Here is a 15,520-nt window from a genome sequence, read left to right as displayed (position 1 = left end):
GGTTCCTCTGGGGGTTCGCTATCTACTAGAGGAACCGAAGCGATCGCATTAAGTAGCTCTTGTCCCACCTCCGACGATCGCCAATCTTTTTCAGGAGCGATTAATTCTTCTACTGGCATTGCCAAACCGACTGCCCCAGAAAATTGCCAAATAATATCGTTATAATCGCGATCGCTCCCGGTATCCACCCGCAAGTCTTCCATCACGAACGCACTACCACTTCCCGTAACATCGCTAATTTGACCCACATGAAACGCATCCGACGGGTTCGCAGTTGCCAAAGAAAACAGCGGTCGCTTATCTCCTCCAATCGTCGGGTTGTCATAGACCTCCTGCACCTTGCCGTTCGGAACCAACATCACCGCAAAAACATCCCCTGGCGACATGGAAAATGTTTCCGGTCCCAAATATTCCCCAGAATTATTCCAACTAGAAAATTTTGCCCCTTCACTTGCATCGGAAATAACCACATGGCCGAGGGTCGAATTGCTCAAAGCTCTTGAAGCGGCTTCAGTAATAAATTCTGACGACCCAAGGGATAAGTCTTCCATCCCTTTCAGGCTAAAAATTGCCAACTCGCCTTGGTAACTACCGCCATCCAACAGATAGTCTACCCCCACCTCTCCCGTCGCATCTGCCACAAAAAAACCTTCGGTGATTCCCCAATCAGTAATTGGGTCGCCTTCGCCATCGGGAGAAATACTGACTCGGTACGGAGTTTCGTCGCCAATTGAGGAGATTTTTAGTCGATAATCCCCTTGGTTTAAATGCTCGAAAAAGAGTTTTCCACCATCTAATTCACTGGCATTAACCGCAGATAAAACGTTCCCAAAATTATCCAGGAGTTCTACGGATACTGGTGCTTGTAACGGTTGCACCGAGATGGTGAAACTCCCCTCACCCGGACGGGAAAACTCGTACAAGTCGAGGCGCGAACCCGGCCCGACCCGATCTATATTAACGTACCATTCATTTAGCTCCCCGACTTCAAATGGCATGGCAAAAGCTCCGAAGGTAGATGTAGATGGCTTGAAAGTTAACTTATAAGAGCCGATTCAGTTTTGTCATCAGTAATTTTTCGGAAATTTTTCAGCCATTTTGCTAGTTTTCCGCTTCGCCTCTTTGAAAAATTACTTAGAGCACAGAACGAAACTGGCTCGATATTTTGGCTTGAGAAATAATCAGGACAGTGAAAAGTTCTGTGAGATAATTAATTAGGGGCCTTAAACTGTCCAGTTCGTCTGTGTATGTTGTTATGCATGAATGACTCTTTGGCGTGAAGGAATTTTGTCAAAAGTAAGGTGGGCGGACTTTCCGCTAAAATAGAGGGACCCGCTTGGAGCCGAGTCAGTCGAACTTTTTGTTCACGCTTGATGACCACTGCGGCAGACGGTTCTGAACCACCCGGAAAAACTCTTCAAAATGCCAGAGGGCATTTCTAGTCTTATGATTTGTAAAATTCCTAGAACTAAAGCATTTAGGGAACTCCAAAAAATAAAATCTCCAAAACGTTCGTTCGTAGTGAATGCTCAACGAAGTCAATGTAGGGGCGCAAGCATTGCGCCCCTACACATACCTTCCTTTCATCAGTTGAACGGTTGAATGATTTATATTTTGCAATCCCCTTACATTGACAAATCGTTCAAATGCTTCGATTTTCTCTATTATTTTGAACGGCTCTTGCTCCGAGTAGTCCTTGATATTCATGTTTTTAGGATATGGAGAAGAACGAGCCATATTGTTCATCCAGAACCGATAGCTAAACCTTGATAAAATCTCGATTAAAGTCCGAAAAATTACTTTTATTTTAAGTTGCCAACTATAAGCCTTCATAATTTCTGTACCGGACAAATTTAGGTCTGTAGACAACAGGATACTTTGCTTTCTTCCTGCCCACAACACCCGTACAAATCGGACTAAATGTTCAGGACTTTTTTTCAGGGGGGATGGTTGTAAAGGTGCTCTTGCCACCGTATTAATCTTGACCCGAGTAATCAAGTGTATTGAATCAGATATGACCTCCTTAATTAGTTTTTTTGACGCAAAGTAAGCAGTCTTTAATGAGGTAACCTCCAGCTTTTATATAGGTCGTACATAAGTTCGACATTTTATCGACTAAACTCGGGGAATTATCATCAGGTTCTTTAACTTCATCTTGAATCTCAAACGTGACCGGAACAGCGAGTAAAGAATCACCGGATTGCAATAAAAGACTTATAGCCCCAAATAATGCCCCCTAATCCATTCAGGTTTAGTAACATTATCTGATTCTTGGTGTAATTTTGTGACCCAGGGCATTTTTCTTCCTTACGAACGGTACTTTAATGCCATCCCCAACATAAACAGGCTGCCCCTTCAAACGTTTGACATTATTATGAGAACTCAACCATTGATGCCATCGGAATGATAATATTTTGGCACTCCAACTTTTAGCGTGAAACCAATGGAGAGCATGGTCATGGTAGTATTCGCGCTTGGCCCACTGCATTCAGATAACTGGTAATAGCCTGCGCCCGGTTGCACAACAAGATGCCCCAGACCATAATCACTAACCATTCAAACGCCGCCTCACGGCTGAATGCGGGCCGTAAACTTTTTATGATTTGCTCAACTCGCTCTTTGGGGTGCGTAATAGTAACACTGGTTAAGCTTAGAATACAAGCCATGTATGACTTATGGACTGGTTTTATGCCGGTCCATTTTTTTGAGGCCATAGAGCGATCGACGAGGGGTTATACAAAACTTTTCACTGTCCAGTTAATTTAATTTAATTTAATTTTAAAATATAGCACATTTCGGGGATGGTGTTCAGCCCAGGTTTAACAAAATCTCAGATGATTTGGCTCCAGGGTATATCGCCCTAGGGGAAAAAATTGGGTTCTCACCCTACATTCTCAGGCCAAAAGAACATCAATTTTGCCCAGAGAATGGGTTTGTAAACGCTGTCCTGACCGCCTAGGGCGTCGGTACAGTAAAGGTTAGAAACCCGGTTTCTGTCCTAATCTGTTGCTAATCATCTACATTTTTGGTAAGAAACCGGGTTTCTTGTCCTCGCCTATTTAATACTGTACCGACGCCCTAGGCATGGTCGCCGATTGATTTTATCTCACCACCGGAAAATAAAGCGCCCCCTTGAGAATTTCCATCCCCCATTCAGAATCTTTTTAGCCGGAGAAAACGTCGTGAGGAAAAACAGGACCCTTCTTTTGTGAATTTGCACTCTTGTCTTTCATCTCTATTAACTCTGGAATCGCGTCAGGGATTGCGGATTAACACCGAGACCGATCGCCCAGGTGGGATGAGGTGACTTCAAGAATTGCCATGTCATAATTGAGAGAAGAAGGATTAATGATTGACGTATAAAATGACAGGAGATCTTTGCTATGTTTCAACCCAAATATAAATCGCCAGTATTGAGTCCCATTGCAGCCATCCGAGGGGTCAGTGCATCCCTGGGATTAACCCTGCTGCTGGGTGCGAGTGGTGGAGTCTTAGCCCAGGAGTTGCCGCCCCGGAATAATGTGAGAGTTCCGCCCAATTCCCCCACCGAAACTGGGGATTCCAATCAAGAGGATACCCCCACAGCTAACAATGCTCGGTTTACCTGTCAAGTCGTGGATGGAGAGTACACCGTGATGTACTCTCCTCAAAGTCAACCGGGACAGGTTTATGAGTGGGCGAAACCCAGTACCTTGGGCGGGGGGTGGACCGAAGACCGACGCTGTAGCGAAATTGCCCGTCGCTTAGAGTTTTACCGGGAAGACGGGATGCAAGAACTGGCGATCGGCTCAGAAAATGGGTATGACACCATCTGCGTGACCACCGAGAAAAATCCGACCTGTCAGATTGTCCTGACGGTCCCCCCGGGAGAGAACCCCCAACTGATTCGCGATCGCGTCTTTGAAAACTTGACCGTTGCCGATAGCGGTCGTCAAACCGAAGCTGTGAATGCCATCGTGGATAACGGCCAAGGGGGGAACGTCTTGCAGACCCTAGAGGGTGTTTTCGGGATGCCCATTCCCGGCAGCGGCCCCCAAACGCAAGTCCGGCCTGGAAGTATCGATTTACGACCTTTCCTAGACCCAGTGGATGGGGGGACGGGGGTGCAACTTAGAGAAAGCAACAGCAACGGATCCAGCCATCAGCTCAATCCTGAGAATTTTCGTTAAAGCTGGGGGACGGGGTAAGGGCTTACAACGGTAGGGTTTTTACGGTAAACTGCACCTGATGGTCCCCTCCCCTTGCCAAGTCCGGTCCCCTCCCCTTGCCAAGGGGAGGGTTAGGGTGGGGTTCTTCTCCATTGAAAGGATGTAGAGAAACCCGGTTTCTAACCGATACTTTACCAACATTCTAGAAACCCGGTTTCTTGTCCCCCGGATTTAATGCTGAACCGACGCCCTAGTAACCTGGGGATTGCCAATAGCGGTCTTCTGGTGGAATAGTTGGGTCGGCGTAGGGTTCGGCGTAGGGTTCGGCGTAGGGTTCGGCGTAGGGTTCGGCGTAGGGTTCAGCGTAGGGTTCAGCGTAGGGTTCGGTGGGGGTCCAGTCCCTATACTCCTCAGTGACCGGAGGTTCGCCAAGGTACTTATCCCCAGCAGCGGGTTCAACCGAGTCCTCGGAATAATAGGAATCCCGTGGTGAAGAATCCTGAACCGACGGGTCGGCATTCCGGAGATTTTGTTTCGCCAGCCAATCCCTGCCAATCTGAATCGTGATATCCGATCGCAAACTGCCGGTACTTTCCACCCGCACCTCCCCAAGGCCCAGAGCATCACGAATCGCCTGGGCACTTTCCATGTCACCATTTTGGGCAACAATGCGCGTCACCGCTAACGGTTGGTTCCAGGGACTAGAAACAAAAACATTCCAATATCCTTTATCCGAGAGGCTATTTCGCAACAGATCCACTGCATCCCAGTCATCGGTGCTATCTTGAATCGCCACCCGGACATAAGCCGGATCCACCGACTTATAATGCCTGCCATGAAGGTCGAAATCCAAATGTTCGGCGATCATCGCATCCAGGCGTTCATAGTTGGGTAACCAGTAACTGGCTTCATATTCCTCGGGAGCGCTGAAATCGCCTGGCACCATTAACATTTGCACATTAGAAGCTTCCGTTTGGGCCGCAAAACCCGCCAGAGCAGCAATTTCCTCAATCGTTAAGTTCGTATCAATAAATTCCTGAACCACCGAGAGAATTTTCGGTAATCGGGTGATGGTATTGATATTCAGGGTTTGATCCATCAGCGATCGCATCATCATTTGCTGACGCTGGATCCGACCGATATCCCCTAACTTATCGTAGCGAAACCGCAGAAATTGTAGCGCCTCTTTCCCCGCGAGATACTGTTCTCCCTGCTTGAGGTTGATGTACAAGCGTTGGCTATCATCCTGGTATTTCATATCCACCGGAACATACATTTTGACCCCACCGAGGGCATCCACTAATTTTTCGACCCCTTGAACATTGATGCGAATATAGCGGTCAATGCGAACACCACCGAGGAGTTCATTCACTGCCTTCGCGCTCAGAGCAGGACCGCCAAAATAGTTAGCATCATTAATTTTGCGGACGCCATAGCCTTCCACTAAGGTGCGGGTATCTCTCGGGATAGAAAGAACCGTCAACTTATTGGCTTCGGGGTCAAAGCGGACTAATAGCATGACATCGGAGAGACCATCCAGGGAATTAACCGGGGCATGGTATCCTAACTCAGGAACATTCTCCTCTTTGAGGTCAGAAGTTAAAACGCTAGTACCCAGGATTAAAATATTAACCGAGCGAGTGAGCTCGGGTAATTTTAGATTGGTCCGCGCCAGATCGCTTGTAGAAAATATCGCTGCATCTTCAGCACTGAGTTGGCTTTGCATTAAGGGGGTACTCGACAAAGATACGGCGAGCAAGGCTCCTGCAGTTGCCGAGAGCATTGCCACACCACTTAAGCCAAAACAAAGCCAAAGCCAACGTCCCCGATTTTCTTTATTGAGCTTTTTATTCTGGGGTTTAGCGGTTGGTTCCGCCATCGGGCGTTGCTTGGATACGTTCTGATTTGGCACGGGCTTCCTCACACACTCAACAATATATCGATCAAATCGGACGAGCATCCTCACGCTCAATTAGACAAACGGCTGTGCAGGTGTTTAACACCCCGTACCGTTGATGGGTTGATTGGCTATTTCCTGTTCCCTGGGATTGGGGGGTCACTATCGAGGCAGTCATTCGCCGTTGTCGGCTCAGAAACCTCAAGTTAGCTTGAGGCATGGCGATCGCCCGAAACGATCCTCCGACAACAGGTCTAGGATAAATGCTTGCCAACAATCTCCTCAGCCACCTGTGATACTCCCGGTAATCGCAGTGGCCGACGTTGCCATAGACGAACCATCAGCCAAATATTTACCACAAAATAGCCCGAGGTTAACAGACTACTCATTAATAACAAGGGAATGGTTAGTAATTCCGAACTTCTTGCGCCGGTTTCCAAGAAAATATATCCCAGTAGCCAACCGAAGGCTAGGGTCACAGCTAGGCGAGAGGCCGCTTTTTGTTGGCGGCTACCTTGGTGGCGATATAAAGTCCACAAGGCGGGGAAAAAGCCGAGGATGGGGAGGAAGTAGAAAAAGAGTCCTAAATGGTCAAGGTCTTTGTTTTCTAGGTCTTCCGGAGTCAGGGTCGGGGGGGGACTGTTCGAGTCCTCCTCAGTCCAACCGGATGCAGCAAAACGAGAGCGAACGCGGCGATCGCTCTCGTCTAGGATTTTAGAAGACTGGCGCTTGGGGCCAGGATTGGAATTAGGCGGAAACTGGGTCATAGCCATCAGAGTGTTAGCCAAAGCGCGTGATAGGCATCAGTTTAAGCGGTTTTCAGGAGTTGGGGTAGTCCACCAAGCCAAACTATAAGGTTGGGTGGATTCATTGACTCGATCGCGAAAGTACACCCGGATTTTATAACGGCCTGTCTGAGGAATCGGGTGATAAATATGTTCCGTACTGTCTACCTTGCTCACCGAGGACCAGACACTCTTGCGAACATCGGTTTCATCCGCAGGCATCAGATAGAGGTCCAGGTTATTTAACCCGCGATCGCGAAACTCTTCTCCAATATCATATTTGCCATTATTATTCCCATCAACGAGATCGACCCAACGATTCCAGGTTAGAGAGATGGACAGGAAACGGCCCGCCTCTAAGGGTTCTTCTAGGACATATTCCTGATAACTATTCGCCTCAACCTCGCGATAATCCCAACCGATTCCCGGGACGGCATTCTCGGGACCCCACTGACCCGCACTAAACTGTTGGTAGGCCCGGTAAGCATTCAGATGACCCGTTCCCAGGTCTCCATCCAGGGGAATTTCTTGACTGCTATAAGCGTCCGAATCTAACCAGGTGCGGTTCTCGTTGGCAAAAACCGTGCGACTCATTTTCAAATGCTGACCATTGCCGGGGTCTTCGATTTTTTCCGCCGAGTTCATTAACACCGCTTTCATCACCTCGTGACGACGAGCATCGAGGGTCCATTGGGGACTGTTGGTTTGTTGATGAAGCTGGCGATCGCCATATTCTTGCAACAGGGCCACCGTCGCCGTCACATGAGGGGCCGCAAAACTGGTGCCACTGGTCCGGGTGACTTGACCATCTAAACTCAATAAATCCAAATTACTGCCCGGAGCCACTAAGCTGATAGCGCGGCGGTTATCCAGATTTCCTTCTAACCCAATCAAGCGACTGGTAATGCCACTAAAGGCACTGCCAATATTCGCCAGGTCTACTTTGGCAAATTTGCCCTCATAAAGCGTCGTAAAAGCAACATTCATCCCGTTATAGTTATCCGTCGGAATAGGAATGCCCCCGCGCCCTTGATTTCCCGCCACCACATGAAGCACATTATGGATCCGGGCTGACCAATCCAAACATTGAGTCAGCAGGGCGTTCCCATCTAAAACCGCATTGGGACGCGGGTCCTGAGCCAGGGATTCCCCAAAACTGTAGTTAATCGCCCTCACATCTCCGCTATTTTGTTCAGCCAGATTTTGAGCTGCTAAACATTCTTCCGGTTGTCCACTGCGCCGCAACAAGCCAATCCCTGCCGCATAAAGGGTGGCATTTGGGGCCACCCCAGTAAATGTCTTATCGGAACTAATCATCACCGAAGCCACGTGCTCGGCGTGTTGTTCAGCCGGTTTCATCTGGGGATCATCTGTGGGGCTGGTTTTAGCCGGAGCATCCTGCATAAAAACTTGTTGGACGGGGATTTCCCGATACAGGTCCGCTTGTTTGTCGAGGCCAAATTTTCGAGGGCGGCCAATGTCTACTTGACCGATCGCAATTTTTCTCCCGGTTAAGTTATAGGGTGCATCATGCAGCCGACGAGCATCAATGCCGATTTCACTAATGCTCGTGGGAAGGGCGACGGCTGGAATTCCCATAAAAGCCATACTGACGCCGCCGACGAGTCCGCTTAACCCGGTTCTAAGTTTTAAGCGCTTCACGGTTCGGGTTCCACACACCAGCCAATTATTAGGGAGTTTCTTCATATTTTGTTAAACTGAATACGACTTGACGGACGGATGAAATATTTGTTAGCCATGACCCAAACGCAATCAAACAAACCTATTGTCGTTGCTCCCTCTATCCTATCAGCAGATTTTAGTCGTCTGGGAGAGGAAGTACAGGCCATCGATCGCGCCGGGGCAGATTGGATCCATGTTGATGTCATGGATGGCCGGTTTGTCCCTAATATTACGATTGGCCCTCTCGTGGTCAAAGCCCTTCGTCCTGTGACATCCAAACCCTTGGATGTGCATTTGATGATTGTTGAACCGGAACGGTATGTCGAGGATTTTGCCAAAGCTGGGGCCGATATTATTTCGGTTCATGCCGAACACAATGCCTCTCCTCACCTCCACCGGACCCTCGGTCAGATTAAAGAACTCGGCAAACAAGCTGGTGTGGTCCTCAATCCTTCCACGCCGTTGGAGTTGATCGAATACGTTCTGGATCTGTGCGATTTGGTGTTGATCATGAGCGTTAACCCCGGTTTCGGCGGTCAAAGTTTTATCCCCGGTGTGGTCCCCAAAATCCGGAAGCTGCGCCAGATGTGCGATGAGCGCGGTTTAGACCCCTGGATTGAAGTCGATGGCGGACTCAAAGGAAACAATTCCTGGCAAGTCATTGAAGCCGGTGCGAATGCGATTGTTGCCGGTTCTGCTGTTTTTGGTGCTCCTGATTATAAGGAGGCGATCGAGGGGATTCGCCATAGCCAGCGTCCGGCATTGGAAGCGCAACCGTTGGCAGCGGTGTAGTAGCGCGTGGGATTGCTTCTAATTCGGACTGAGGCGGGAAGCGAAACGACACAATCGAATCGCTTCCTTTATTTTTGAGCAATTTTTTGACTCATTTTTTGACTCATTTTTTGAGCAATTTTTTGACAGAAATGCACCGGGATAGTTGGTGAGGGCTGAGTCCTTTGACTCCTCTGATGACTGACCTCTTACATTAATAGGGATTTCCCGAAAAAATTTTGCTATTTTGACAGGAGGGACAGGAGAATGCTTTGTCCCTCTCGATATGAAGCAGTTGATGTTAGGATTGGCACTGGCTATTTCCCCGGGTAATTTATGAATGGTCGAGGCACGATCGCGTGACATTCTGAACCCGGATGTAAGTCCGGTTCTCTTTAAAAGGGGCGGGGATCTAGAAGATCCGGGAAGGTGTTTGAACTGGGGCAATCCGTCCCATGATTCACCGGAGTTCGGCCTAGGGATTGAGCGAGGCTGAGTCGATGATTCCCCAGGCTTGCATGATGATTCATCCCTGCGGCGATCGGTACAACCTGACTCGAAATCTATCTTTTGAAGTATTAGAGTGAGTCTCTATCAATTGGATAATTCAAAAGAGGCTCTCTTTCGCCAAAATTGAGGGGTGATTCCCTTGGCTGACCCCGAAAAATAGAGAGCGGGCTTTCATTCGATGAGCGATCCCCCCAATCCGGTATTCTCAGGGGTTTTCAGACCATTGGACAAGAAGTCTCCTGATGCAAAAGGGCCTAGAGGAGTGAACCCTGTTAGCGATCCTCCGGCAGTGGATCGGGAGGTGAGGGGTAGGGAAATTTGCTTGAAAAAATGATAAAATTAGAATCAATTCAAAAGGCGGAAATTAAGACGACCAAACCAATGGAAAAACCCGGGATACATGACCGAGAAAATAAGAGAAATTGCGGAATAATTCCGCCATTGAAGAGGAACCACCATGATAGGAATCTGTCAGTTCCTATAAAGTGTGAAAAACACGACTCTATTGCTCGGGACCACTGAGGGGTAAAACACTCTAGGGAGAGGAATACCTTCAGCTCCTATGGGGAGGCAAGATCCCTGGTCACGCTACACTAAAAGACGTTGCTGCAAATATGGACGCGCACGCACAGGCTCCTGCACAGAGCGCGGGCTAGCTAACTCAGAGGGCGGAATATGTTCTGGAAATTCAAGCGCTCCCTTATGCTGAATTATGGTGCTGCTACCGCCTCGGTGGCGATCGCACTGGTACTGACTCAACTGCTATTCCCACTGATTGAACTGACTCCCACGGTTTTGTTTGTTGCAGCGGTGGCAGTCACTGCACGCTATGGCGGAATTGGACCCGGGTTATTTGCAACGGTACTCTCGGTAGCGACGCTCGACCATTTTTTTGAAAACGCCCCCTTTACCTGGAGCATGGGATGGGGGGATCTGCTCTGGATCGGGGTATTGAGTTTGATTACGGTGCTGATTAGTTCCCTCAAGGAGTCTAAACAGCAAGCTGTACAGAAATTACAAAAAAAACAACAGTTTTTGCAGGTGATGACGGATTCATTACCTGTGGCCATTTCTTATGTGGATGCCTTAGAACTCTATTGTTTTAACAATCAACGCTACGAAGAGTGGTTTGGACATTCGCGAGATTTCCTGGGAGGGAAGCACCTCAAGGAGATTCTGGGAGAGTCCGCCTATCAAGTGATTCGGCCTTATGTCAAAATGGCATTATCCGGACAGTCGGTGACCTACGAAACCAACATTCCCTATCACGAGGGAGGGTCCCGTTATATTCGCGCTACCTACGTTCCTGACTGGGGTCCGCGCCAAGAGGTGAAAGGTTTTATTGCCTTTATCGAAGATATTACCCAGCAACGGAAGGCGGAAGAGGGCCTGCGTGAGTCCCAACAGCGGAGTAAATTAGCTTTAGATGCGGCTCAAATGGGGACTTGGGAATGGAACCTCAAAACGGGCAAAGTAAAGCGATCGGCGATGGTGGCACGGATTTTTGGCAGCGATCAGGGCAGCTTTGATGGAAGCTATGAAGCCTTTGTGGAAGGGATTTATCCCGAGGACCGCCCCAGTTTCGAGGAGGCGGTTCAACAGGCGATCGCCAATCGTACCGATTATGAAATCGAATTTCGGGTCCCTAGAGGCAATCTGGGGATCCGTTGGGTGTTATGTAAGGGGCAAGTTTTGCCGGATAAGGAGGGGCAGCCCATACGAGCCCTGGGGGTCTGCATGGATGTGACGGAAAGTCGGTATGCTCACGAAGCACTCCAGGTGAGTGAAGAACGATTTCGGCATATCTATGAGTCGAATTTGATTGGATTGGTGTTTGGCGATCGCAATGGCAATATTAGCGAAGCGAATAATGCATTTTTAAATATTGTGGGTTACACGCCAGAAGATTTGCGATCGCGTCGGGTGATTTGGCAAAATCTCAACCCCTTGGATCGCAGCGACGATGAGGATATGACCGTTGGTCTGGTGCAAGGAGTGGCGACCCCCACGGAAACGGAATTAATTCGCAAAGATGGTCGTCGCGTTCCGGTTTTGGTGGGCCAAGTCCCCCTCCAAGATTACACCAATATGGGGATCAGCTTTGTTCTGGACCTCAGCGAACGCAAACAAGCTCAAGCGGCTTTAAGTGAAAGTGAAGAACGACTCCGCCTCGCCTTGGAAGCGGCCCACATGGGAATGTGGGATTGGGATATCGCCACGGGCAAAATTGCCCAGTCTGAGATTGTCGATCGCTTATTGGGGTTGGAAGTCGGGAGTTTTGGCGGAACTTACAATAGTTTAATCAAAATCGTTCATCCCGATGATCGGGCGCGATTCAATGCTCACGCGATCGCCACGATGGAACGGGGTCAAGATTTTAATGTGGAATTTCGGGTGGTGAAACGCGATCGCACGGTTGCCTGGGTCGCGAGTATTGGCAAACGACTCCCGGATAAAGCCAAAAATGGCGATCGCTTGATCGGGGTCTGCATGGACATCACCGAACGCAAGCAAATCGAACAGGAACTCTATCGGCGTGAGCAGGAATTCAAGGCCCTAGCAGAAAATGCCCCGGATATCATCGCCCGGATGGATGCAGCAGGGCGCTATCAGTATGTGAATCAGGCGATCGAACAGGTGACGGGCATTTCCCAGAAAGCCTTTATCGGCAAAGCCTTGGGTGAGTTAGGATTCCCCCAGGAAATCGATGCCTTATGGAAACAAAGCGTCAGCGAGGTCCTCACCACGGCACAAGAGGGGATTGTGGAAGGCTATTTACCCACTCCGAAGGGAACGCGATACTATCAATCTCGGTTGGTTCCGGAACAGGCTCTCGATGGCTCCCTGGACCATGCGATATGTATCAGTCGCGATATCACGGACCTCAAACAAACTCAAGAAGCCTTACGGGAAACCAATCAAACCCTTAAAGCCCTGATTCAAGCTTGCCCCTTGGCCGTGATGGTCTTGGATGCCACGGGTAAGGTAAAAATGTGGAACCGCAGCGCAGAGCGGATTTTGGGCTGGAGTGAAGCCGAAGCGATCGGGCGTCAATTCCCCGGCATTCCCTCAGAAAAACTAGAGGAGTTGCAAGAAAATATCTCCTCTACCCTCGCGGGAAATCCTTTAATGGGCGTGGAAACTCGTCGTCTGACGAAAGCCGGAACACAAATTGATGTAGCCATCTGGACGGCCCCCTTGCGGGATGCCAAGGGGAATGTCAGCTACCTGTCGATCTTGGCTGATATCAGCGATCGCAAGCAAGCTGAAGAAGCCCTGCGCGACAGTGAGGACCGCTTCCGCACCTTGGTCCACTCCATGGATGACATCGTATTCACGTTGGATCGTCAAGGTCGGCATACGGCGATTTTTGGGCGCTGGTTCGAGCGCACTGGGAGCACTCCGGAACATTTTCTGGGCAAAACCGCTGGAGAACTCTTGGGTCCGCAAGCGGCAAAGATTCATAACACTGCGAATCAAAAAGCCCTGGCTGGGGAGAGCGTGATTTATGAATGGAGTTTCCAGACGGATGCCGGGACTCAATACTGTCAAACCTCCCTCTCTCCTTTGCGCGATCGCCAGGGTCGAGTCACGGGAATTGTCGGGGTGGGACGGGATATCACCGAACGGCAGCAAGCGGAACAACGGCAATATTTCCTGGCAGAAGTCTCTTCGGTTCTGGCTTCTTCCCTGGATTACCCAACTACTCTCAAGAGTTTGGCGAATTTGGTGGTGCCGACGATCGCAGATTACTGCGTGATTTATATTGTGGAGGATGCCGGACAAATTTCGGGATTGGCAATGGCTCATAGCGATCGCGCAAAGGAGGCGTTGTTGCGTCAGATGGAACAGCATTATCCATTGGACATAAATCATGAAGATGGAATTGTCCAGGTTGTCTCCTCGGGTAAGTCGATCCTGATTCCGGAATTGACCGACGAAATGCGAGTGGCTACGGCTCGGGACCCCGAACATCTCAGACTGATGCGGGAACTTGGCTGTCAGTCCTGTGCGATTGTCCCGTTGCTGGCTCGGGGGCGGACTTTGGGTGCGATTAGCTTTAATATTGCTAAATCCGGGCGTCGTTACAAACCCGAGGACCTAATGTTGGCGGAGGAATTGGCGCGGCGTGCGGGGTTTGCCATTGATAATGCTCGGTTGTATCGCGAGTCCCAGGAAGCCAACCGCATGAAGGACGAATTTTTGGCGATCGTCTCTCATGAGTTGCGAACGCCGTTGAATGCGATGTTGGGTTGGGCGCAGTTACTCCGCACTCGCAAGTTTGACGAGGCGACTACGGAGCGAGCATTGGAGACCATTGAGCGCAATGCCAGGGTTCAAACCCAGTTGATTGAGGATTTATTAGATGTTTCCCGGATTCTGCGAGGGAAAGTGGCCCTGAGTTTGGAGCCGGTAGATTTGACTGTGGCGATCGCTTCGGCAATTGAGTCTTTGCGTCCGAGTGCTGAGGCAAAGCAGATCCAGCTGATCCAGACGGTGACCAAATCCGTGGGGGTGGTTTCGGGGGATATTAATCGGATTCAGCAAGTGGTGTGGAATTTGCTCTCGAATGCGATTAAGTTTACTCCAAGTGAGGGACGGGTTGAGGTGCGGTTGAGGCGATCGCGCAATTTTGCCATTCTGGAAGTGGCAGACACGGGAATGGGGATAGCGCCGGACTTTTTACCCTTTGTGTTTGAGCGGTTCCGCCAAGCGGATAGTACCACGACGCGCTCTTACGGGGGGTTGGGTTTAGGATTGGCGATCGTCCGTCATTTGTTGGAAATGCATGGAGGCAGTATTCGCGCCTACAGTGAGGGAACTGGCAAGGGCGCAACTTTTACGGTGACGTTACCCCTGTTACAACCCATCCAGGGGAATGAAGCAGTCCAGGATGTTTCTGAGCTGATTCTGGAGGATTCTGACCCCGTTGATGAGGACTTTCCCTTAGCGGGGTTGCGAGTGCTGGTGGTGGAGGATGAAGCGGATACCCTGGAGTTTTTGATTGCTACCCTGGAAATGGCTGGGGCGATGGTGGTGGGGGTGTCGTCGGCAACCCAGGCATTAGCGGCGATCGCCGAGCAAAAACCCGATGTTTTGGTGAGCGATATTGGAATGCCCGAATTAGATGGGTATTCTTTGATCCGGCAAGTGAGAAGTCAGGAGTCGGATTCTGAGCCGGTCCTTCCGGCATTAGCCCTGACGGCTTATGCTCGGGATAGCGATCGCACTCGCGCTCTGAATGCTGGCTTTGACCAGCATATCTCTAAACCGATTCAACCCGATCGCCTGATTACGGTAGTCAAAAATTTGGCGGTTCACAAATAAAGCAGGTCCCACCGATGGCCGGGGTTTGATCCCGATCGGGAAAAACCTCCTACAGTCTTGAAGGGGATGACAGCAGATTTCTGTTTCTGGCCCTGGGTTGAGAGTTGTTAAATCTGAGACAATCGGAACAGAATGCTCTGTCCAAATTACCGAGAATCGGGTTTTTGTCGGTCAAACCGACTCTCATCTAGGACTGAAGTTGGCGAGGCGGCTATCCGGCCAAAGCCCCCCACCTGGTTTGTGACAGAGGGATTTGTATTAGGGAACTCCAAAAAATAAAACCTTCAAAAAACCCGCACCCTGAAGGGTGGGGCTACACGGACAAAGCCCGCCTGCGCGGGCTAAAAGAGCCTTGTTAGGTGCGATCGCATCAAAGCAAGGATGATTTATTTGTTGGA

The 15,520-nt window shown here is 49.7% G+C and carries 9 protein-coding genes; 3 read left to right on the top strand and 6 right to left on the bottom strand.

Translation table 11 applies throughout. From position 1 onward, the window contains the following. Both NG833_RS16690 and NG833_RS16685 read right to left on the bottom strand, forming a co-directional pair. The coding region (locus NG833_RS16690; protein ID WP_254566415.1) for a DUF4114 domain-containing protein at positions 1 to 998 on the bottom strand (998 nt) is incomplete at its 3' end. A gap of 568 nt (positions 999 to 1,566) precedes the next feature. Further along, the gene (locus NG833_RS16685; protein ID WP_254566414.1) at positions 1,567 to 1,971 is read right to left on the bottom strand and encodes a hypothetical protein; all 405 of its coding nucleotides are present in this window, start codon (positions 1,969 to 1,971) and stop codon (positions 1,567 to 1,569) included. Positions 1,972 to 3,383: 1,412 nt separating this feature from the next. Between NG833_RS16685 and NG833_RS16680 the strand changes: the two genes are divergently transcribed. Continuing rightward, on the top strand, positions 3,384 to 4,169 hold the full coding sequence (locus NG833_RS16680; protein WP_254566413.1) for a COP23 domain-containing protein: 786 nt from the start codon (positions 3,384 to 3,386) through the stop codon (positions 4,167 to 4,169). Between the two features lie 229 nt (positions 4,170 to 4,398). Here NG833_RS16680 and NG833_RS16675 read toward each other — a convergent pair whose 3' ends face one another. The 4 genes from NG833_RS16675 to NG833_RS16660 are packed head-to-tail and all read right to left on the bottom strand — an operon-like array spanning position 4,399 to position 8,537. Further along, complete coding sequence (locus NG833_RS16675; RefSeq protein ID WP_309143860.1) at positions 4,399 to 6,060, bottom strand: LCP family protein; 1,662 nt, start codon at positions 6,058 to 6,060, stop codon at positions 4,399 to 4,401. A 31-nt stretch (positions 6,061 to 6,091) separates the two neighbouring features. After that, positions 6,092 to 6,319 (bottom strand): hypothetical protein, encoded by a 228-nt coding sequence (locus NG833_RS16670; protein WP_254566411.1) that lies wholly within the window; start codon positions 6,317 to 6,319, stop codon positions 6,092 to 6,094. Further along, complete coding sequence (locus NG833_RS16665) at positions 6,300 to 6,812, bottom strand: hypothetical protein (RefSeq protein WP_309143859.1); 513 nt, start codon at positions 6,810 to 6,812, stop codon at positions 6,300 to 6,302. Before NG833_RS16665 ends, NG833_RS16670 begins: the two co-directional genes overlap by 20 nt. A 36-nt stretch (positions 6,813 to 6,848) precedes the next feature. Then, positions 6,849 to 8,537, bottom strand: coding sequence for a S8 family serine peptidase (locus tag NG833_RS16660; RefSeq protein WP_254566410.1), 1,689 nt, complete (start codon positions 8,535 to 8,537; stop codon positions 6,849 to 6,851). Between the two features lie 51 nt (positions 8,538 to 8,588). Between NG833_RS16660 and rpe the strand changes: the two genes are divergently transcribed. After that, positions 8,589 to 9,305: a ribulose-phosphate 3-epimerase gene (gene rpe, locus NG833_RS16655; protein ID WP_254566416.1), complete on the top strand. Its 717-nt coding sequence runs from the start codon at positions 8,589 to 8,591 to the stop codon at positions 9,303 to 9,305. 1,191 nt (positions 9,306 to 10,496) lie between these two features. Further along, the gene (locus tag NG833_RS16650; RefSeq protein ID WP_254566409.1) at positions 10,497 to 15,122 is read left to right on the top strand and encodes a PAS domain S-box protein; all 4,626 of its coding nucleotides are present in this window, start codon (positions 10,497 to 10,499) and stop codon (positions 15,120 to 15,122) included. The last annotated feature ends 398 nt before the right edge of the window (positions 15,123 to 15,520 follow it).

Source organism: Oscillatoria sp. HE19RPO (assembly GCF_024220515.1).
Lineage (GTDB): Bacteria > Cyanobacteriota > Cyanobacteriia > Cyanobacteriales > Laspinemataceae > Laspinema.
The sequence above is the reverse complement of the archived record's forward strand: the minus strand, read 5'-3'. Positions and strand labels throughout refer to the sequence as shown.